This window comes from Enterococcus sp. DIV0561, from assembly GCF_050539875.1.
GTDB lineage: Bacteria > Bacillota > Bacilli > Lactobacillales > Enterococcaceae > Enterococcus > Enterococcus faecalis.
Genome location: NZ_CP172927.1, coordinates 1,686,604 through 1,708,215 on the forward strand (window position 1 = coordinate 1,686,604; position 21,612 = coordinate 1,708,215).

Sequence of the window (21,612 nt, forward strand, 5' to 3'; positions counted from 1 at the left end):
TTGTTAAAAATAAAACCTAACTCTGCGCAATGACTTTTTCGCTAGCGGAGAATTGGATAAATAACTTAAAAAGATAATCGCAATGGCGCAACATCCAAATAAAAGCCATACGTTTGTAAAAGGTGTTCGTGTAAGGGAACTAGTAATAGGCTTTGTAATTAAAAGACTTGGTAGCGCCACCCCTAAAGAATTGCCAATTTGCTTACATGTCACCGCAATGGCTGCTGCCGTTCCTGACTGAGAAAATGGCATTCCTTCAATCGCTGTAATGGTAATCGGTGAATTTAACATCCCAAACCCAATGCCTAAAAAGATATAAATAACAAATAAAATAATCATAGGCGTTGTTTTAGTTACAAATAATTGTAAAAAGCTAACAGCCAACATTGAAATACCACAAAGCATAATAGGACGTTTCGTCCCTATTCTCCCTACCATTTCGCCGGCTCTCGGGGCAACAAGAAAACTAACAAAAGCCAAAGGAATAGTTGATAAGCCAGCTTCCAACGGGCTGAAGCCTCTCATTTCTTGCAAATATAGCGTGTTTAAAAATAAATAACCGTTATATATGATAAAGCCAAAAATAGCTAAAAAAGAAGCCGATGTAAAGGGAATAGATAAAAAGAAGCGCGGATTGATTAACGGATTGTCAATGTTATATTCATAAATAAAGAAAATAACAATGGCTAAGCAGCCGATTATCCCAGTACTTAAAATATCTGGCGCGAAAAGCCCTTTTCTAGGTAGTCCGATAATGGAATAGATAGAACTAAATAGAAAAAGAATCATCAATGCTTGACCAACAAAATCATTTTTCACCGTCTTCTCTACTTTTGAATCAGGTACAAACTTTTGTGTAAGGATGATTGCCGCAGCAATGATCGGTACATTGACAAAAAAGACATACCTCCAGCTAAAATAAGAAACAATCAGTCCGCCAATAATCGGGCCCATTCCTAAGGAAATCCCTGTAACAGAGCCCCACAAGCCAATTGCTTTCGCTCGTTCTAACTTTTCGGTAAATACCTGTGTAATAATAGACATTGCTACCGGATTTAACATAGAACCACCAATCCCTTGCAACATGCGAAACGCAATCAATTGCCCTGGGGTTTGCGAAATCCCACATAGGAAAGACGCTAAACCAAAACAGGCTAAGCCCAATTGAAGGACTCGTTTACGGCCAATTCGGTCTGCTGTAGACCCAGATAACAATAATAAGGATGCTACCATTAAAGTGTAACCATCTGTTACCCACTGTAATGTAGACAGATTCGTGTGAAAATCACTTTGAATGGATGGTAACGCCACATTGACAACCGTAACATCCATGGTCACTACAAACAAACTCATGCAACAAGTATACAAAATAACTTTTTTTCTATCGATCATAAAAACAGTCCTTTCTAGCAACTACATAAAACAGGAAAAGCAACAATGACACTTAAACTTCTAACGACACGATTATCGCAAGTACTCACGTATCAACAGTTCTTTATATTGCTTGCCATTTAGTTATTTTATACTTAAAAAAGTAAATCTTTAGATAGCCAAACTATACACCAGAACCCTTTTAAATTGAACCGTGATAGATACGATTTATCGATTCTTAAGTTATTAAATAATTGAACATTCCGTTCAGAAATATCGAACAGTCCCATAATTGAGCATCTCTTTTAAACAATGAACATCAAAAATAGCCTTATCCGCAGCAGAAGTAAATCTAAGCGAATAATGCTATTTTTGGTAACTATTCCAAAGTAATTTTAATGGCTAAGTCTCTAGCAACTTTTGTAAAGTTGCCTTGATTTGACTAGGTTGGACAAAAACCGAACTGGAAACATTTCGGTATAAATAAAATTTTTGTTTTCGTTCAATCGGTAAAAAGAAGAGTTTAGAATCAATTTCCTGCAGTTGTTCTTTCCGAAGAGAGATCACCGCATAAACTCCTTTACTTTTTTCAATGAGACGAGTAAGCATCAACGTATCGTAGCAACAAACAAGCGGACTTGTTAATTGCAACATTTCTAGCACACTCTTGGTAGCTTCTAAATGATCTAAGTGATGAGGCAAAAATAGAAATGGATAGTTGGTCAAACAGATGAAGCCTTCTTCCTCAATTTCTTGTTTAATTTCTCTTGAAACACAAAGATACATTTTTAGTTCAATTAATTGTTCTTTCTTTAAAACTGGACTATTCACATCTGCAGAAGTAATCACAAAATCCAACTCATGATTCTCCAATTTATTCAATAACTCAAACGATGAACCATGGTAACATTCCCAAAAACGATTCAGTTGATCCTCATTTTCTGTCACTTTATACATCAAGGACGTATTTCCAAAACCTAAACGCATCACTGGATTCTCAATCATTTCATGCAGATTAAGTTTCATTTTCTTGGCCTCGTTTAAAATGATATATACAGATTGGACGATTTTATCACCATAGGAATTTAACGTCAAAGAATTCCCGTTACGGTCAAAAAGTAAATGGCCCAATTCACTTTCCAAATCTTTTAATGACGCACTTAAGGTTGATTTACTAACATGGAGTTCAGAGGCTGCTTTGGAAATACTATTATATTTTGCAATGGTATAAAAATATTCTAATTTTTCAATAGTCATCTTTTGTCATCCCTTTTATTCAAATTCATTTGCCCACGTAACCTGTTCAAAACACGCCTCACTCTTTATCAATAGCGTAGTTATTTTTGCTCTAATAAGCTATGTCCATCTTGTTATTTTTCTATAACTAATAGCAGATGGATATGAAAGTGCCTTTGGTAAAACTTTATCTCGGAAATAGCATGAACATTCGCAACAAATTCAGCTTATTAAAAAAGGCGTCTAGCTTTTTCTATTTTACGCAAATTTACTTAAGAAATTCCATTTCAATTCTTTTCTAAAAAAGGTAAGATGGACACAACAAATGTTTCAGTTTCCATGCCCATTTACTTTAAGGTTCAGCGTTATCTACTAAGTATGAAGAATGTCAAAGAAAGGTTAGGTACTCCCAATGAAAATCAATTATTTAGGCACGGGTGCAGCAGAACGGATTCCAGGAATTTTTTGTAATTGTAAATTATGTAAGTACGCTCGAGAGAAAAAAGGACGAGAAATTCGTACACAAACTCAATTAATTATTGATGATGTCCTGCTGATTGATTTTCCAGGGGATTCTTATTTACACTTGTTGCAGTATGACTTGTGTTTTGCAGAATTTGACTCTTTACTAATCTCTCATTGGCATTCCGATCATTTTTACGGCGAGGATTTGGCTTATCGAATGTCTGGTTATGCATTAGATGTTCCCAATCGTTTAACTGTTTATGGAAATGAAGCAGTTAAGACGTTTTATCAGCGCGCCTTTGATTTAGAAGGTCGTCAAGACAATACCCGATTACATTATCAGGTTATTCAGCCCTACAAGTGTTTTACTATTGCGAACTATACGATTTATCCCCTTCCTGCACAACATGGAAATTTCAGTGAAGATTGTTTTATTTTCGTTATAGACGATGGTAAAGATGCTTTTTTATCCACCCATGATACAGGTTACTTTACGTCAGAAATGTTTGAATATCTTGAAAAGAGCCACTTACTTCTTAGTATTGTTTCTTTAGATTGTACTAGTCAAACAAACGAAACTGGCAATAGTCATATGAATTGGGAAGAAAATTTAAAATTAATTGCAGAATTAAAAGAAAGAAAACTCGTCACAGATAAAACGATTTACGTTGCCAACCATTTTTCTCACAATGGCGGCTTGTCTTATGCGGAGATGGCGGCTTTATCTCAAAAGCATGAAATCATTACGAGTTATGATGGTTTAGAAATACTAACTTAATCGGATTATTTGCCTTCTTTTCAGCACTATTATATGCTTTTAACCGATAATTACAAGGTGCTTTTATCGTAACTTACACTATCTTAAAAAACAAAAATACTCGAGATTTCCCGTGATTCTGGAAATTCCGAGTATTTTTATGGTTCTTTACGCTGCTGGCACAGCGGATAAACGTTTATTTTCTTCTTCATTCACTCGATTGACAATAAAGTTATAATTCACTTCATTTAGTCTTTGACCATGGTTTCCTGTTTGCTTAATGCCACCATTGGAATGAACACCAACTACTTCAAACTGATCATTATAGATTGGTGAACCAGATTGACCACCTGTTGTATCGATATCATAAAATAGTAATGGATTTTCTAAGTCTGTAAAGTTAGATGTAAACAAATCATTTTCATGAGACCATTGTGTGTGGTTTTTCTCACCTGGATAGCCTGATATTGTGACATGGGTATCTGAAGATTCAAACTTTTTCAAAACAAATGGCGTTAAAATTTCTCCCAACTCTGGGCCATCTGGACGATCGTTTTGTTTGCCGACAGTCACTACCGCAATATCCGCATTCGGGGAAAAAGCTACATCAATCACTTTGAATTTGCCAAATGGTGTCGCACTGCCATCTCGACCTGGATAAAACCAAGCATCATCTTTGGCATTCGGATTTAATACTTTGGCATTCTTAAAACTTTCAGCCACATGATTATTGGTGACAATTGTATTAGTTCCAACAACAAAGCCTGTTCCTAAAGAAATATAGCCTGGTTTACTGGCAGGGGAAATGATTCTTCCGATTGACGCAAAAGGCGCTTCGGTTGTATCTGCCACTTCTTGTCTTCTGTCTTCAGGGTCCAGTAACGATCTTTTTTGTCGTGAATGACTTTCGGCAGGAACGATATACTCTTCTGCATTTGCAGAGAGGCTAAAACCAGCTATCAAACTTACTAAAATCAGAAACAAAAAACCAGCACTAATTTTTCGTATGGAGAACTTTTTCATAAGATTATGCCACTCCTTATCCATTTTTATTTAATTGGGGAATTTTTTTCATTCATTGACCAGAACAGATTCACTTGGTTGGTTTACTTGAATATCCTCTTTAGCTCCGATTCCAGCAGAGTTAAAGGCTGCTGACACCACTGAAGCTGCTTCATCGCCATATTGAACTTTTGCAGCAGCAAGCATCGCATCACGAGCATCACTGAATTGTGCTTTAGGTGTTAAGTAATTTACTAATGAGCTGTAGAAAATAGTCTGTGCTTTTTCAATGCCTAAGTTCTGGATAATGGTGTAACCAATCCGATTAATAATTCCACTATTATAATGAACACCGCCTTGATCATAATAAGGCGTTCCTTTATACCGTGCTCGATCGTCGTATTGAGCCATGGTTTCTGGTTGTCCGTGTTTACTTGGTGTTTGTAAATTTCGAATACCTGTTTTTCGGTCAACACTCTGAGTATCCGCACCAATTTCTGGATTAGATGCACCCGAAATAATATAACCCATCAAATCAGAATAAGATTCATTCAACGCACCTGATTGTCCTAAATATTCTAAACCGGCAGTATGTTCCGTCACACCATGTGTCATTTCATGACCAACTACATCTAAAGAGGAAGCATACGTTTTTCCTGTTGGTGTACTTGTTTCACCATAACGCATTGCTTTTCCATCCCAAAAAGCATTGTCATAAGCATCTGGATGTTGTTCATCAACAACTGACAAGATGGGCATCCCTCGATCATCAATACTGTGTCGTTGGAAATGATCTTCATAATATGTTTTCACAAATTTTCCATGCGTATAGGCGTCAACAGCATTCTGATTTAATGTCGCTAGTGATGGTGCTTGAATAATAGAATAATTATTTTTGCCATCAACTACTGCATGGTAAACCCCTGTGTTATCCGTTCCGTGTAAAGCAATTCCCGTATTGTTTTTTTCAACTGGCACATTAAACGTTACTTGAAAAGAGTTTTTTAACGTTACTTCACTACCGACATGTTCCGTTAAATCTTGTTTTTCCATAATTGTTCCATCTGTAGCGTTCACTTTATAAACCAATGATATGGGGTCACCAGTTGGCGAAGAAGTTACTCTGACTTTATAAAATAATTGCCCTTCATTATTTACACGTTTGTCAATAGCTAAAAAGACAAGATCTTTATTTTCCGGATTATCAGAAGCAATAATTTTTTTAACTCCTTCTTCACCGATTGCATCAACCGATTGAATTTTCACTACTTGATCAACTGGATTTCCTGTAACACTTGTTACTGCACCGTTTTTATCTAAATGAATAATCACATTATCTGAATCAACAGTAACGCCTTCCGTTTGCTTTTCTAACTTAAGATGCTTCATCCCCCACGCATCTTCTTTTCGATCTACAACCGTATATTGTTCAGCAGCTGCCTCAGAAATTGCCTCCTTTTCCAACTTCGATAAAACTGTTGAAACTTCACTTTCTGAATAAACTTGTTCTTCTGCTGCTACAAAAAGTGAAGAAAATAGACATGAACTTCCAACAAAGATGCCTGTACCTAAAATGTATAAAATTTTATTTCCCTTCATCAAACGATTAACTCCTTCCCCAGTTTCCTTTTATTTCTTTTCCCAACAAAAGTATTACTTTATCCTCCCTAATCTTTCCCGTTAAACGACCGCCCCTTTCCCTGCGTGAATATTTTGTTGCTATTTTCATTATAGATAACTACCTAACCGGCACTATCTAAATTCCTTAATTAGCCGACATTTTTCCCTGTATTGCCCCTCATATCTCAATACCATAGCAAAAAAGTTGTTAACAAATTCATTCGTTAACAACTTTTTTACTATTATGATTTTTTTCAATAATTAAATGTTGAGTGACCGCTCCTTCATTGAAGGACGTTTGCAAATCAAATTGATCTGAAAAATCAACAATTTCTTTTACATATAACAATCCCCAACCGTGCTCTTCAGGGTTACTTTTAGAGCTAAATTTGGTTTTCTTCATAACCCTAAAATCAAATTCGGCTTGGACACTATTTGTTATCACAAACTCTTGTGTTTCATTTTTATTGAAAATTGAGATTGCGAACATTTTCAATTCTGATTTTGCACTGTTTTCAATCGCGTTATCTAATAGAATAGCCAACAAACGAATCACAACCACTAAGTCGATTGATGTATCAAGAATAAATACTTCTGGCACATCAACAATCACTTTTAGTTTTGCTTGCTTTGCGGTATTAATTTTCATACTTATGAGTGCCTTAAGTTCCATATTTTTCAAACGATTTAACTTCATAAGTTCAAATTCTTCATTATCAATAATTTTTTTGGTTGGTGCAATCGTTTCTTCATAAATTCTTTTGATTTCCAGAATATCTTCGTATGAAATAGCAATTTGTAAACTATACAATAAATTTTTATAATCATGACGAAACATCGCTAGCTCTTCGTTAATGGATTCTATTTTTTCAGTATAAATCGTTAAATTATTCAATAATTGAGTGTTGATACGTTGTTCTTCCAAATAAGCTTCAATGACTAAGCCAATCAGAATTAAAAATAAACCTACACTTATTAATAACTCCAATTTAGAACTATTTACCGTGACAAATCCTCGCATAAAGTCAGGTGAAATCTCTGGCGAAATCAAAAACACAAAAAGTAACAACAGAATCAACAATAAAAGTAAACAACCAAAAAAAATTCGGCTATTTTCTAACACACGATTTAATCTTAAAAAAACACTATTGGGAATTTTTAAAGCAATCCAGATATTTATAAGCAACAGAAGAACATTTGAGGCAATCCATAATAATTTATTTTGATAAATCTGTTGAAAAAAAACACTTAAAATCGTTTGCTCCGTGTAATTGATAAACGAAACCATAAGCAATGTAAAAACGGATAAAAATATCGCTTTAAAAATTGAGAACCTCTTTTTGTGAATGAGTAAAAATCCTGTAAAAACAACGACTGTCAGCGCATAAATCAACCAAGAGTAGCCCAACATTAATGCCGCAAACGAACAAAGATTAATGACAATAAGCAATGAAAGTAACGGTATTTTACATTCAATCTTGATCAATGTTACTCGTAAAAAGACAAAAACGATAAAGCTAGATGCCAGCAAAACGTTAGTAGCTAATAACGACAAAATCATTTTTCAATATTCTTTTTAGGTTTTTCAGTTTGTCCCATCCATTGTCCAAATATATTGGGCGAATTTTGATTTAATCTAGGCTTAGTTCCCACACCATCACTGACTTTTGTAACTCTTTTTTCAATAACATTTTTAATTATTTTTTTACCAAATTTCATAAAAACACTTCCTTCAATTAAATTTTTTGTTACAGGGAGTATCATCAGACCTTGGATGACGAGACCGTAGAGTATTACTGAAGCAATCTTTTCTTTGACAAACAGACTACATAAAATAAGTAAACACACCCTTATAAGGCTTTGCTTTTTGAGCACGTTTAAATCAGATGGCTGAACAGGTTCAATTGCTGTTCCTTGTGGCGCATACCAATAAAATAATACGACTAAGAGGCACATCAATAGAATTTTATAAATAAACGGTAAGCTCACAGAAGAATTTTTCAATACAAATGGTATGGCAACATAGATAACAATGCTTTCTAGACGACAGAGCCATTTGGTTTTTGCATGCCAGCCACCTGCGACAGGCCGTAAAAAAATCAGTATGACGTATACAATAAAGGTTTCGCTTAACGTCCCAAATAAAACTGATAAAATCAGAATCATCAGAAAATTAAATAAGCCAGAAAAATAAACGGTTAGATAATACTTTGTCCATTGTGTTTTTCCTGATTGATCTTCCTGATCCATATCCATAATATTTTTTAGAATCCAATCGATTAGCATATCGCCCTCCTCTTCAAGTATTGCACTAAATTATAACGAATATAGCGACTAATAGATAGATAATTCCTTAATTAGTCATTATCCCTCCCTAAGTAAGAAATAGCGCCTTGACCTGAGTATAATATCTTCTTGAGACTGGTACTTCCGTTCCGTCTCTCATAGTTAAAAGATGCGTTTTATAATTTAATTTTGACGCATATTTTTTATTGATGATGATTGATTGATGGACTCTAATCAAATCTGGATGCAGTTGTTCAATTTTTGATAACGTTCCATAAAATTCTCTTTTAAAATTTTTTCCAACCATTGACACACGATGATCGTATTCCGTTTGAAAGAAATAAATATCATTAATATCCATTTTTATAGAAGACGCTTTTAAGTTAATGATAATATATTCACTTTTTGTCTTTATATTTTCTTTTTGTTGAATATATGCATCGACACATGTTTCGACCTCTTTTTGGAAATCTAGAAAATCCACGTTCTTTTGAATAAATTGAAGAGCTGAAACCATATATTTGTAGGAAGTTAAAACTAATTCTGTGTGAGTAGAAATAAATACAATCAGACTTTCACTGTCTGTTTTTCTGATTTCTTTGGCAACCTCAAATCCTGCCTGGATATGATTGTTCATTTGAATATCTAGGAAAAAGATATTTAGTTGGGCGTCCTGGTGTGCCACTTGTAATAATTCATCTGAACGTGAAAATAAATGGATTGTTTCATTATAAATATTTCTTGAATGTAGGATATTTGTTACCAATGCTTCTAACGCTTTTGCTTGAATAATTTGGTCTTCTAATATATAAATAGCCATTTGTTCACTCATCCCTTTCTCAAGAAGATATAAAATTACACAACAAAAGACAAATGATTATAATGTTCAATCAATTTATACACCAATAAAAAAGATAAAAAATTGATTGTCTGTTAGTATATTCACATAAATTTAGTATAGCGATTTCAGTAGTTTCCTGCAAACAAAAACATAAAATAACAAAGCATCAAGAAAGAGTACTTTGGACTATTCATCTTTTACTAACGAATCATGAGGACTATTGTCTCTTCGTTGATGAAAAACAAAGAATCAACCGCCAAACTGTTCTTGTCATTTTATACATGATAAAATCAATTCATTGGTCGATTCTGGTTATTTTAATTTGTTAGTTCACACATGAATCATTGTGCTAATTTTTTACTTAAACATCCACACTTCTTCCTGTTGAATGAGTCGATTAAGCGCCAATGTAGGTCACGCCACTACTATAAGCAATTACATTAGGTAAGACACGATACGAAATCGTTTGATCATTGATGACATTGCTTTCAGAAATAATGATTCCATCAGAAGTGACCGCTTCAACAAAAGCAACATGTCCATATTGATTATCTGCGCCAGCAACTCCTGGTTGGAAACTAATCGCACGACCAGCTTTAGGCAATGAACTAACTTGATAGCCTAATGCACGTCCTTTTCTTCCCCAGTCACTGCCATTTCCCATAAATTCATCCATAGAAGTGCCCAACTGTTTGAAACGATTATAGACATACCACGTACATTGGCCCACGGGATAGCTACCACTCCGATTATAATTGATCCCATCATAGACTGGAAAATGCATTTGTTGCTGTTCCGCTTCCGACAGCTCATTTTTAGATTGGATAATCAAACCGTCCACTGTTTTTGGTAAATCAAATTGCGTTAAGTTATAAACCGCAATTAACGAATTTAATTTATTATCGTATTGCTTGTCTGTTGCATATTTACCTGTTAAAAAACGTGTTGCTTGAAGGTAGTTTTTGGCTTCCGAACGCCACGCTGGTTTATAAAAATCTTGATTTCCGTCAATCCCTTGTCGGAATAATTGAACATAATCTTGCAGTGAGTCATTATAGCCACCGTAATCGCGAAACCCAGCGGAAATTGTATAAAGTTGGCCCCTCTGATCAGCCTCTTTTGTTGAAAAGCTAACACTATTTCCTTGGAACGAACCTTTCACGCCAAAGAGATTATAATAAGGTTCTTTGGCTAGTTGACTTTCGCCAGAGCCACTTTCTAAAATAGCCTGAGCTATCATCACTGATGCAAAAACATCGTATTTTTCACCAAGTTCTCTGGCTGTCTCACCAATTTTTTTAATAAACGCTGTGGTTTGTTCTGACTTCTGCATTTCAAATGACGCACCATATGTTGCTAAAACTTCTTTGCCATACTCCGTTAATGTGAACTCCTTAAAAGGATTAGTCACTACCAAGCGTATTTCCTCTTTTGAGTCTGGTTGTTGTTTGGTAGTATAGATATTCTCTAACTGACCAATTACTTCTGATTTTTCTTTAGAATCCGCTTCCGCTGCGGCAATTAAATATTTTCCTTGGCCAAGATAAACACCATTTTGAAGCGTTTTTCCTTCAGCTGTTTGCCAAAAAATCAGATCACCAGGTTCTGCCTCCTCTATAGAACGAGCTTTACCAAATGTCATTTGTTCTTGCGGCGTACTGCCAATGTCTATTTTAAATAATTGTTGGTAAATTTTTTGGGCAAGGAAACTACTGGTCAATGCTTGCTCCGTCAAATTAAATTCTTTTTTTGTTTTCCCAACGTGTCTTAATGCTTCAGCCACCACAACTGCCCGTTTCTTTTCGCCAAAAGACGACAACAGTGGAAGTTCGTAGCCTTTTAAATTAGAAGAAGCTATTTCATCTACTTTGAGGGACGGATTTAACGATACAGCCTGATTTTCTTCAACAACGTTATTGGTGGCTTCAGGAACTTGAATAGGTTCTTCAGGTTCTTGCTTGGTCACAGGAACTTGTGGTGGTTGCGATTGTTCAACAGGCTGAGTGATTTCTGATGATACCGTCGGCTCTGTAGGTTCTTTTTTTGTTTCAGAACTAGTATTTGTGGTTGTCGTTTCTGTCGTTGAATGACTCGTTGATTCGGTAGTCGTATCGCTAGAACTACTTGATTCAGATGACGAACTACTAGTGGACGTTGTCGATGTAGCAACAGTTGTTTCGGTTGTTTCGGTTACTTTTTCTTCCGAAGTAATTGTCGTTTCCGAGGACAGAGCTGTTTGTAGCGAGCTACTTGGTAATTCTGCAGCCAACGTAACAACTGGAGCGACTTCCAAACTCAGAAGAATGAGAATACTTGTTAAAACAAGTAGTTGATTCTTGATTTTCTTTCTTTTCATTCGTAAAAATCCTCTCCTATTACTTACTTGCGCATTTGCACACTGTTTTTGTACAAATGCGCCTTGTAAGTTAATGATACGCTAATTTTGGTCTTTTTTATTTTTGAAGAATAATTTTCCTAAACCAATACTTACTATCAATAGAAAACCACTGATTGACCAGATTGGCGAAACAACTTCATTTGCTTTTGGCAAAGTACCAGAAGTGGTGGTTTTTGTTGTCGTTCCACCTGCTGCTGTGCCCTTTCCTGGACTGGTTACGCTACCAGTCCCGCTAACCGTGCCATGATTTCTATTGTTGCCTGTAGAGTTGCTACTGATTGGCTCTTCTGCCATTGCTTCAATGGCTTGTGCTAAAATACTTAAACATTTGTCCACAGCTTCTTGCGTCGCATTTGGGTCCTCAACAAGTGCTTTTGCTTGTTTAATTGCTTCAGCTAAAGCTTCTTGCGATGCTTTTGTAAATTGTTTTCCTGCTTTAGGTTTCAAGGTTTCTGCTTTTTGAAGCAGTTCTTTCAACTTTGTTTTATCCGTTTGAAGGACTTGTTCCTCTAAACTATCCAAAGCAGTTTTTACTTTTTTTTCAGCAGTATCAATTTGTTCTTGCCGAGCATTTTTATCAGCTAAAATCCCTTCCGCTTGGTCAATTGCTTCAGTTAAGCGCGCTTTAGACTCGCTGGTAAATTCTTTTCCGGCAGATGGTTTGATTGCTTTTGCTTTGGCTATCATTGCCTCTAAGGCTTTTTTATCTGTAACTAACGCTTCTTCTTGTAACCCTTCGATGGCGCTAGTTAATTCAGCAACCGCTTCATCAATCATTTTTTGATTAGCTGCTGGGTTTTCCAATGTGTTTTTAGCTGCTAAAAGCGCTTTTTGTAAATCTTGTAACGAGGAGGCAGTAAATTGGTGCCCTTCACTTGGAGTGACTTGCTGCGCTCGTTTGACTACTTCTTGTAATTGGTCTTTATTTACAAGGGGTACTTCTTTTAATTGAGCCATTGCAGTTTCCAATGCGTTTAGAGCCTCTGAGACTTCTTCTTTTGTCGCCGTTTCTTTCGCTACGATTGCTTCAGCTGCTTGAATTGCTTCTTGCAATTGTTTTTCTGTTTCTTTTGTAAATTGGTATCCTTCTTCCGGCTTTCTTCCTCGGGCTTGAGCGATTTGCTCTTTTAAGGTTTCCTTATCAACGGCGACGGGTTGTTCTTTTAATTGTGCAATTGCTTCACGCAATGTTTTAGTCGCTTGGTCTATTTCTTCTTGGGTAACTTTTTCTTGAGCAAATACTTTTTGAGCTGCTGCTAATGACTCTTCGAGAACTTTTTTAGTTTCTTCGGTGAATTCTTGCCCATCACTTGGTTTCTTTGTTAGCCCCTCTTGAATTGCTTTTTCTAAATCAGCTTTATTCGCTACATCAGGCATTTTTTCCAACTGTTCTACAGCCTTTTCTAGATTTTCCACAGCAGCAGAAACGTCTGTCTGTGTGGCTTGCTCATTGGCTAGAACAGCTACTGCCTCATCTAAGATTGGTTTAAAGATTGCCCAAGTTTCAGGTGTATATTCTTTTTCGACACGTGCTTGATTTAGCGTAATTAGCGCTTGTAATAACTCTTTATCTACTAGCTCTGTTGGCTTCACTGTTACAGAAAAATCTGAAAGTGTGGCTTGTTGGAATCCTTGGCCCACTAATAAGCCTTGACTCATATCAAATTGTAATGACTGCTCAACAGTTGTCGCACGTTTTACGCGAGTTGTTTCTTTTACTTTAACTTTAAAGGTAACTAAGTCCATTGAACCGTTTAACAATTGTTTATTTCCTTGATTACTAAGAACTAAATATAGATTCTCCACATCATTTGAATGTTTCCGATATTTAGAATAATTTTCCATGTGTTGTGTATTATTCGTGGTTGCAGGCTGACCGACAAGTTCAAATTTGCTAGAATCAAAGGACATTTTTGTGCTTAACGCATTAATGTTTTTTAAGTCTTGACCTTTAAGTGTAAAGGTTAATGTATCGCCAGGAAGATAGGTATCCTTGCCATTTTCATTAACCACAGCAAGGGATAAACCGCCCGCAATTTCTTCGACATCAGGTATTTCAATCCCACCATCTAATTGTCGTAAAACATAACTGATATCATAAGCATCAATTACCCCATTTTTATTTAAATCGCCTTTTTCAACATAGCCATTAAAATCACTGTCCAACGATTCTAAGCCTGTATAGTTTCGATAACTCATTGCATCATTTTCATCAATCGTTCCATCGTTAGTAATGTCTCCATTTAAGATTCCTTCTGTTCCTGGTTGTTTGTAAAAGAGCATCTCACGACCAGAGCCAAAATTACCCACCGATTTTAATACCTTCATTTCAACAAAACGATACGCTTGGTCCTTCGTTTCAATGGTTTTTGTCAAAGCATCTTGCTTCCAGTTAATAGGTTCTGAAAACTCTGTCCAATTAGCTCCATCTTTCGACGTCCGATACTGGAGCTGCAAAATATTTCCGTTGCCGGCATTGTCTCTTGGCAAGTATTCAATTTTATCCATTTGATACTCCGCACCAAGATCAAATTTTAAAGTCAAGAAATTCCCATCACTTGGATTAGCGATGCCGGTTGACCAGTTCGTATGCCAACCTGTACTTAAATCTTTATCTGTTAATTTCTTCAATTCTGCGCCTGGTTGTTCTGGTAAATTACTTGTTGCTTTGACTTGATTAATTGTTTCTTTATAGGGATCATCTTGTGTTTTTCCTTTAATCGGTTCACTCCATTCAGAGACCCCATTTTTTCCAACAGCTCGAACTCGAAAAGTATGTTCGCTTAGGAAGGAAAATCCATCAAATGTTGCTGTATTCGTTTGAATATTTCCGAAAACAGTCCCGTCACGCTCTACTTCATAGCTTGTTGCCTCAGTTACTTGATCCCATTGAAGAGTCAAAGAAGATGGCGTTGTTTTTTCTTCATTGATTGCGACATTTGCCGGAATAGTTAACTGGTCATCGACCGTTGTATTTCCTCCATCAACCGTTCCTTTATTAATGAAACCTTTGACAGTTATTTGAACATCTTTGGCGGTCACAGATTGTTTCGCTAGTTTTACTGATAACGCTGATTGGTTCAGTTTTTCTCCTGAAGCTTCAGAAAGATACTGATTCACTTGGAATTCTTTATCAAAATAATATAGATTTGTGCCAGCTAAAAATTCTTCTTTATTAGCTGCTTCTTTCAAGGTTACTTCTGTTCCCCCCACCATTGCTGTTACGCTTTCGGGTGCTTCTGAAGCTAGCAAATCAAGCGTGGTGCTTCGTTCATCAACAAAGCCTTTGTAACTTCCTTTTGTCGGTTCGATAGTAACGGTCAGATCCCCTTTTTCGTTTGATTTAGGGCCTTGACTATTTATTTTAGTCGTAGCTGATTGCCCAGCTTCATAACTAGTTGAAATTCCGTCATCTTCATACATATTAAAAGAAGTGGCGCCATTTGGATAAATCAAGAAAGATCGTTGATCCCGTTGGATTTCCTTTGGATTGTTGTTTGGATTCGTCATCGGGATAATACTGCCATCTTTGACGAAAACAGGCACCTTCCAAAGCGGTGTTTTTACTCCATTTAAGACACGGCCACCTTGATATTTTTCGCCTGTAAATAAGTCAACCCAGACTTGTTTTTCATCTGGTAAATAGATTCCATCACGGATTGAATTTCCTGCCTCATCTTGATTGCCATTATAAATTGGGGCAACGAGTAAATTGGGTCCCCACATATATTGGTATTGAGAATCTTTTGTATATGCTGTTCCTTCATTAGGAAATTCTAAAGCCATGGCCCGTACCATTGGTAGTCCATCAACTGATTCCTTGGCAATACTGTAGTTATAAGGCATCATCATTGATTTTAATTTTAGATACGCTCGGTTCAAATCTGTGGCTTCTTGATCAAAAGCAAATGGCGTTTTCGGATTGGAGCCCCAGCCGTCCATATTTAGCTGCACTGGTGTAAAAGTTTTCCATTGGAAATCACGTATGTTGACCTCTTTATTTTTTCCACCAAAAATTCCATCCATATCTGAACCAACATTTGGTTGGCCAGACAACGAAGTCCCGATATATGTTGGAATATGGAAGCGAATATATTCCCATTGACCACCCGTTTGATCGCCTGTCCAGATACCAGCGTGCCGTTGGGTTCCGGCCCACCCATCTAATGAGACAATCATCGGACGAACTGCGCCGTCTGTTTCTTTTACAAAAACATTTGCAGCATCTTCTACACCATTTAAGCCAAAGGAATACCCATACCCGACCCACGCCACGTCAGTTTTGAGGGCTTTAACACCAGCGACACTAACTTCTTTCGCAATATCCCGTTCTCCTTTTTTAGGATTTTTAGGATCCGCTGGATGGAGATTAGATTGAGTCCATAGCCCCACTTCAACACCATTTGCTTGAGCATAATCAGTAAATTCTTTTAAGTTTTGTACATCGCCATCCAATGAATCTGTTTGACCATAGCCAGCACCGTAGCCGTCATTTGGCAAGAACCACCCTAATGGCATATCGTTTTTCTTATACCGATCAATAACTGCGCGTGCAGAAAATTGATAATTCTCTTTTTCTCCATTTAAAGATTCTAGCGTGCCATTTAAGTTTCCTAGATCGCCTGATTGGTATTCTTTGTAAAAATTACCATCTTCAAACTTAACTGCTCCCGCGGTTCCTTCTGCTACTTTCACCCAATAGTCCCGATTATACGCGTTTAAATGCGCTTCATAGAACCCGTATTCTGGCATCAAAGCTGGTTTCCCGGTTAATTCATAGTAATCTTTTAAAATACCTGCTGAGGAATCATTAAAGAAATAAAAGGCATCAAAATCTGTTCCTTCGTGCGTTGTTGTGGTTGTTTGTGGATCATGACTTCCAAAATCATAGTTGCCAGGTTTCCATGTATTTCGAACAACGCCATACCCTGCAGTTGACCAATAAAATGGGTTAGGCGATGCTACTCCGCCATCTACCCAATTGTTCGTATTGACAATCTGGATAGCTGTTCCTTTGTGCGTAAATCGACCATTTTGAGTTCCTCCGCCAAAATAATTTTCTTGACTACTTTGTTTTAACGTTTGTGTAGCTTTATCATTTTTAAAGGATAGCGGAGCGGTTTCTTCTAAAATGACTTGATCCTTTTTCTTGTCTAGAACCTTCATCAAAGCGCTTTCTTTTTCGAATATAATTTTTAAACCATTATTTTCTAGAGTAAATTGGTTTCCTGAATCTGTGACGTTCGTTTGCTCAAAGGCTTGTGTGCCATAGTCGGCCATTGTTTTAGCCGTAATTTTCGCAACATGCTTTGGATCATTTGGCGTTGGATATTCTTCAAATTTACCAGTTGGATCTAGATGATAGCGAAAAAGATGGTCGTTTAAAATACTAATTTGTGCTTTTTTTCCAGAAGCATACGTAATGACAAAGTTTTTCTCCACTTTTTCAATCGACACAATTGCTCCGACTGACGTTGCTGAATCAGCTACGTCTTCTTTTGCTGTTTGCTCTTGCGCATCAACCACTTGAGAATCCATCATAACAAGCGAATGGAACGCCAATACAGACGAACTCACTAATAAAAATGTCAACCAGTGCTTTTTACCGTAAATTTTTTTACCCTGATACTCTTTGTTCATTTTTTCCTCCTTAAAATTGCTTCCCATAGAATAGTTCCGACACAATTACTCACAAAATCCAAAACCCAACAAAGTTTTATCCAGATGAAAAGTCATAACGATTTTCTTAGTTTACTGAGACTGTTAGAAAGTCAGTTTCAGTAACCCCTTCATAAACACATCCTTTCAATAAATTATTAAATGAAAACAATCTATTTTCATCTTATATAAAAATTTTAGTACAGAATCACAATTTCCCAATGAATACGTTTTCATTTGTCGACTACCAATTTTTCACTTTTTTAATAACATAATTATCGTATGATGGTTTTTTTGTGTTTGTCAACGGTTAATTATAGCAGCCACCATTAACAAGTATTAACCCTTGATAAACCTGTTAATTCACTTATAATGATGATTTTATTGCGAAAATATCCACATCAGAAAAAGAAAGACTTTTTTCAAAAATCTAATACCTGTTGCTCAAATTTAGTCTATTTAAAAATATTAAACACCCTCCTGCTCAGCAAGAGGGTGTTGATTACTCGTTTTTTAGTGATTGATTTGACTTGCTGGTGTGAAAAGCAAACTAATGATGATGCCAACTATCAGTACCGCTAGCAATATAAAAATTAACTTTCCAAACCGGTGATAGGGATTGATCGAAAGCCCAATTCCATAAACTTTTGGAACCCACAAAGGAGGCGTTGGATTATCTTTTTGATCTTTATATGCTATCTTTAAAATCTGCCACGCAAAATACAACAATGGTAAAACCATAATTACCCCAACTATACCTAGCCATTTTGCTAATGAGTCACTAGTATGCAAAAGACTGATTGTCAGAATTGGTACAAACAAAAGAATAAAGCTAATTGTGGCTCCCACTTGTGCTTGTTTAAGCAGTCGTCTCTCACGGAGAGTAAGATTCGCAAACATTCCATCCATCCTTTCATGGTTTTCAGATTAAATCAACGAATCACTAAAAAACTAAATTAACTGCGAAAATCAATGACCATTCGCCCGCGAATTTTTCCTTGTTCCATTTCTTCAAAAATAGCATTAATTTCTTCTGGTTGTCGTGTTTGACAAACAGGAACAACTTTTCCTTCTGCACCGAATTGGAAAGCTTCGCTTAAATCTTGACGGGTTCCAACTAACGATCCGACTACGTGAATGCCATCAAGAACAAGACGTGGAATAGATAAATCCATTGTCTCAACAGGCAATCCAACGGCGACAACCGTTCCTCCCGCACGGACTGCATCGACTGCGCCATTAAATGCTGATTTAGCTACCGCAGTGACTACTGCTGCATGGACACCACCAATTTCTTTTTGAAGTTGTGCAGCAAAATCAGGATCTTTAACTGGACTAATTAAAAGATCCGCACCCATTTCTTTCGCAAAAGCTAACTGATCATCATTCACATCAACAGCTACCACTTTGGCATTAAAGACATGCTTGGCATATTGTAAAGCTAGATTACCTAGCCCACCTAATCCTGAAATCATTAGCCATTGACCTGGACGAATCCCAGATTCTTTTATCGCTTTGTAGGTTGTTACCCCTGCACAAGTAATAGAGGAAGCTGGCTCTGATGCTAAATTTTCTGGCACTTTCACTGCATAACCGTCTGTGACGATGCATTCTTCGGCCATGGCACCATCAACTGTATATCCAGCATTTTTTACTGAACGACAAAGCGTTTCTCGACCAGAAGTACAATATTCGCAATGTCCGCAGCCTTCATAAAACCATGCAACAGATGCACGATCACCAATTTTTAAACTAGTAACGTCTTTTCCAACCTCCGTCACAATCCCAATTCCTTCGTGACCTAAGGTACAACCACTAACATCGCCAAAATCTGCATTCTTAACGTGTAAATCCGTATGACAGACACCACAGACTTCCATTTTCAACCGCGCTTCATTATCTTTCAATGGACGCGATTCTTTTTCAACAATTTTTGTTGTTTTTCCTTTTGCTGCGACAATTGCTTTATACATGGTTCTTTCCTCCTTGTTTCTATTGTGAATCATTGAACAATAATAGTATAATACTACTTTCCAAAATAAGGAACACCAATGACTTGCGTAAATTAACGCTAATTTGACAATTTATCCTTGCTAGACAGCTATTCTTCCCTTATGTCATAGATAATTCATACTGGCATGATTTTTTCTGCATAATTGTCAACTATTTTAAAGGCAGGTTTTACAACCTCATTTTTCCCTTCTTTTTTCCCAATATATAGCAGACGGTACCTAAAATAACTAGAATTAAAAAGGCCATGAGGTACTTAAGCCAGTGAAGGTTTTTGGCTTTATGATCAACAGAACGCTTATTATACTGATCAGCTTGCTTCTTGTTTATCGTGAAATCTTTTGAGAACGTCCAGCTCCCCTCATGGTTTTTCAACTTAATGGTATAGGTATAGTCTCCAGGTTTAAACGAATCTTTCAGTAAAATAGGCAGATCAAACCTTGTGTTTGGTGCAAAACTAAGATTATTTTTCTTTTCGTGAATGATCGTTTTGTTTGTTCCTTTTTCTTTAACAAAAAAATCTCCTTCGACTTTTGACAATAACTTCCGCTGTGGATTTTTAATTTCCATCGAAACAGTATTGTGGCGGTTAATTTGCCCAATTTTAACAGAACCACTTTCCAATTTTGCAGGTATGGTCTCTGCTGTTTCATTCACCCGAATAGCAATCGTATGCATATAAACATTTTGAATCCCACCCTTGCTTTGGTCCCCAGCTATCTCTACAGGTCGAATCGTCACTCCACCTAATAAAATTCCTGAGAATAACTTTTCTGGCATCGTTATTTGAAAATCAATCGTTTGTGATTGTTTACCAGGAACACTAATGTCCTTCCTATTGGGACTAATCAAATCACTAAGTACCAAACTCATCGATGGATCTTTTTCAAAGCTACTTTTTGTATAGTCAACTATCCCATTACTATTTGTTGTTGCTGTATTTACCTGAACTTTAAATTTTTGAGGGTTCGGCGTAGTATTGGTTATCGTTAATTTGAATGTATCTTTTTGTTTCGGAGTTAATGTCATATCAAAAAAATTACTGGTTTTGTTATTTTGAGTTGCTCCGAAAACGGGTGTGACTGTATACGCATTCGCATTGTCAATTGTTGCTGAACTATTGGTATTAGACGGCTCTGCCCAGGCACGCATCGCTCCACCTAAACAGAGAATAGTCAATATAAAAAGTATCTTTAAAATTCTTTTCAATTTATCTGCCTCGTTTTCTTACATCGTTTTATGTTAAATTCTTAGGCGGGTGCTCCATCGATGGCATTCCAGACGATGGTCCCAGAGTAGGTATTTGCAGCAATACTTTTAGGTATATTTAACGTTGCATTTAAATCGGCTGTCGTGACAGTGTCTGATAAACGGATATCACTTTTATCTAGCGAAATAATGGTTGAAGCATCTGTGGTTAAATCAACGCCCGTAAAGGTACCTTTTTCAGAAGATCCGTCAGGTTTTTTAGTGTCTAAATGAAGTGTCATTCCGTCTAATCCAGTGACACCTTTTCCTTTATCTTCTAAATTCGCTGTCAGATACCAACCTGTATTCGTTGTCCCACGATTATCATTAATGATAAGTTGCGACTTGCTTTGATCTGGTTGCGTATGATCTTGGCCGTCTTTTGTCACCGTCCCAAAGTTAATTTGTGCTAATGGTGTAATGGTTAATCCGCCACCCAAAACCGACACATTCGCTGTAGTAGTGGCATTATCAGCTGCATTCACAGTTTGTTGTCCAATTAAAAAAATCCCCGTTCCTAAAGTGACAGTTAAACCAATTATTTTTTTATTCATTATTTTTCCTCTTTTCTTTATAAAGTCCAACGATTAATGTACTTCCGAGTACCACGATTCCTAAAAGCGTCTCTTGAGACGTAATCTCGTTTGTTTTTGGTAAAAATTTGGGTTGTCCTCGTGAAGTTGGCATATCGTTAGTCTGCGGTATAAGCTCATTGGGATG

14 protein-coding genes are annotated in these 21,612 nt (G+C 36.6%); 1 reads left to right on the forward strand and 13 read right to left on the reverse strand.

Going from position 1 to position 21,612, the window contains the following annotated elements:
- Positions 1–3: 3 nt before the first annotated feature.
- Both IGM13_RS08180 and IGM13_RS08185 read right to left on the reverse strand, forming a co-directional pair.
- Positions 4–1,392, reverse strand: coding sequence for an MFS transporter (locus tag IGM13_RS08180; RefSeq protein WP_256925517.1), 1,389 nt, complete (start codon positions 1,390–1,392; stop codon positions 4–6).
- 381 nt (positions 1,393–1,773) lie between these two features.
- Positions 1,774–2,628 carry a LysR family transcriptional regulator gene (locus IGM13_RS08185; RefSeq protein WP_002419887.1) on the reverse strand — a complete coding sequence of 285 codons (855 nt, stop codon included), beginning with the start codon at positions 2,626–2,628 and terminating at the stop codon, positions 1,774–1,776.
- 391 nt (positions 2,629–3,019) lie between these two features.
- On the opposite strand from IGM13_RS08185, the gene IGM13_RS08190 reads away from it, so the two are divergent.
- Positions 3,020–3,850, forward strand: a complete 831-nt coding sequence (locus IGM13_RS08190) for an MBL fold metallo-hydrolase (protein ID WP_002419889.1) — start codon at positions 3,020–3,022, stop codon at positions 3,848–3,850.
- A 147-nt stretch (positions 3,851–3,997) separates the two neighbouring features.
- Here the strand turns inward: IGM13_RS08190 and sprE are convergent, their stop codons facing one another.
- The 11 genes from sprE to IGM13_RS08245 form a co-directional block, all read right to left on the reverse strand.
- Positions 3,998–4,852: a serine proteinase SprE gene (gene sprE / locus IGM13_RS08195; protein ID WP_080120423.1), complete on the reverse strand. Its 855-nt coding sequence runs from the start codon at positions 4,850–4,852 to the stop codon at positions 3,998–4,000.
- A gap of 48 nt (positions 4,853–4,900) precedes the next feature.
- The gene (gelE, locus tag IGM13_RS08200) at positions 4,901–6,433 is read right to left on the reverse strand and encodes a M4 family metallopeptidase coccolysin (protein WP_080005928.1); all 1,533 of its coding nucleotides are present in this window, start codon (positions 6,431–6,433) and stop codon (positions 4,901–4,903) included.
- 235 nt (positions 6,434–6,668) lie between these two features.
- Entirely contained in the window at positions 6,669–8,012 is a 1,344-nt protein-coding gene (gene fsrC, locus IGM13_RS08205) for a sensor histidine kinase FsrC (RefSeq protein ID WP_002419891.1), read from the reverse strand.
- Positions 8,009–8,737, reverse strand: a complete 729-nt coding sequence (locus IGM13_RS08210) for an accessory gene regulator AgrB (protein WP_002419892.1) — start codon at positions 8,735–8,737, stop codon at positions 8,009–8,011. Before IGM13_RS08210 ends, fsrC begins: the two co-directional genes overlap by 4 nt.
- 88 nt (positions 8,738–8,825) lie before the next feature.
- The gene (fsrA, locus tag IGM13_RS08215; RefSeq protein WP_073340375.1) at positions 8,826–9,557 is read right to left on the reverse strand and encodes a response regulator FsrA; all 732 of its coding nucleotides are present in this window, start codon (positions 9,555–9,557) and stop codon (positions 8,826–8,828) included.
- 418 nt (positions 9,558–9,975) lie between these two features.
- Positions 9,976–11,934, reverse strand: coding sequence for an amidase domain-containing protein (locus tag IGM13_RS08220; protein ID WP_002419894.1), 1,959 nt, complete (start codon positions 11,932–11,934; stop codon positions 9,976–9,978).
- A gap of 81 nt (positions 11,935–12,015) precedes the next feature.
- Positions 12,016–17,643: a TIM-barrel domain-containing protein gene (locus IGM13_RS08225; RefSeq protein WP_048945162.1), complete on the reverse strand. Its 5,628-nt coding sequence runs from the start codon at positions 17,641–17,643 to the stop codon at positions 12,016–12,018.
- A gap of 504 nt (positions 17,644–18,147) precedes the next feature.
- Positions 18,148–18,543 (reverse strand): hypothetical protein, encoded by a 396-nt coding sequence (locus IGM13_RS08230; RefSeq protein WP_002408845.1) that lies wholly within the window; start codon positions 18,541–18,543, stop codon positions 18,148–18,150.
- Positions 18,544–18,590: 47 nt separating this feature from the next.
- Complete coding sequence (adhP, locus tag IGM13_RS08235) at positions 18,591–19,607, reverse strand: alcohol dehydrogenase AdhP (protein ID WP_002408844.1); 1,017 nt, start codon at positions 19,605–19,607, stop codon at positions 18,591–18,593.
- Between the two features lie 208 nt (positions 19,608–19,815).
- Complete coding sequence (locus IGM13_RS08240) at positions 19,816–20,796, reverse strand: DUF916 and DUF3324 domain-containing protein (protein WP_002419898.1); 981 nt, start codon at positions 20,794–20,796, stop codon at positions 19,816–19,818.
- 98 nt (positions 20,797–20,894) lie between these two features.
- Positions 20,895–21,446, reverse strand: coding sequence for a hypothetical protein (locus tag IGM13_RS08245; protein WP_002398386.1), 552 nt, complete (start codon positions 21,444–21,446; stop codon positions 20,895–20,897).
- Positions 21,447–21,612: the final 166 nt, after the last annotated feature.

Bases quoted from the DNA above. Each gene is read 5' to 3' on its own strand.
- IGM13_RS08180 (WP_256925517.1), bottom strand. From the start codon at position 1,392: ATGATCGATAGAAAAAAAGTTATTTTGTATACTTGTTGCATGAGTTTG.
- IGM13_RS08185 (WP_002419887.1), bottom strand. From the start codon at position 2,628: ATGACTATTGAAAAATTAGAATATTTTTATACCATTGCAAAATATAAT.
- IGM13_RS08190 (WP_002419889.1), top strand. From the start codon at position 3,020: ATGAAAATCAATTATTTAGGCACGGGTGCAGCAGAACGGATTCCAGGA.
- sprE (WP_080120423.1), bottom strand. From the start codon at position 4,852: ATGAAAAAGTTCTCCATACGAAAAATTAGTGCTGGTTTTTTGTTTCTG.
- fsrC (WP_002419891.1), bottom strand. From the start codon at position 8,012: ATGATTTTGTCGTTATTAGCTACTAACGTTTTGCTGGCATCTAGCTTT.
- IGM13_RS08210 (WP_002419892.1), bottom strand. From the start codon at position 8,737: ATGCTAATCGATTGGATTCTAAAAAATATTATGGATATGGATCAGGAA.
- fsrA (WP_073340375.1), bottom strand. From the start codon at position 9,557: ATGGCTATTTATATATTAGAAGACCAAATTATTCAAGCAAAAGCGTTA.
- IGM13_RS08220 (WP_002419894.1), bottom strand. From the start codon at position 11,934: ATGAAAAGAAAGAAAATCAAGAATCAACTACTTGTTTTAACAAGTATT.
- IGM13_RS08225 (WP_048945162.1), bottom strand. From the start codon at position 17,643: ATGGGAAGCAATTTTAAGGAGGAAAAAATGAACAAAGAGTATCAGGGT.
- IGM13_RS08230 (WP_002408845.1), bottom strand. From the start codon at position 18,543: ATGGATGGAATGTTTGCGAATCTTACTCTCCGTGAGAGACGACTGCTT.
- adhP (WP_002408844.1), bottom strand. From the start codon at position 19,607: ATGTATAAAGCAATTGTCGCAGCAAAAGGAAAAACAACAAAAATTGTT.
- IGM13_RS08240 (WP_002419898.1), bottom strand. From the start codon at position 20,796: ATGCGTGCCTGGGCAGAGCCGTCTAATACCAATAGTTCAGCAACAATT.
- IGM13_RS08245 (WP_002398386.1), bottom strand. From the start codon at position 21,446: ATGAATAAAAAAATAATTGGTTTAACTGTCACTTTAGGAACGGGGATT.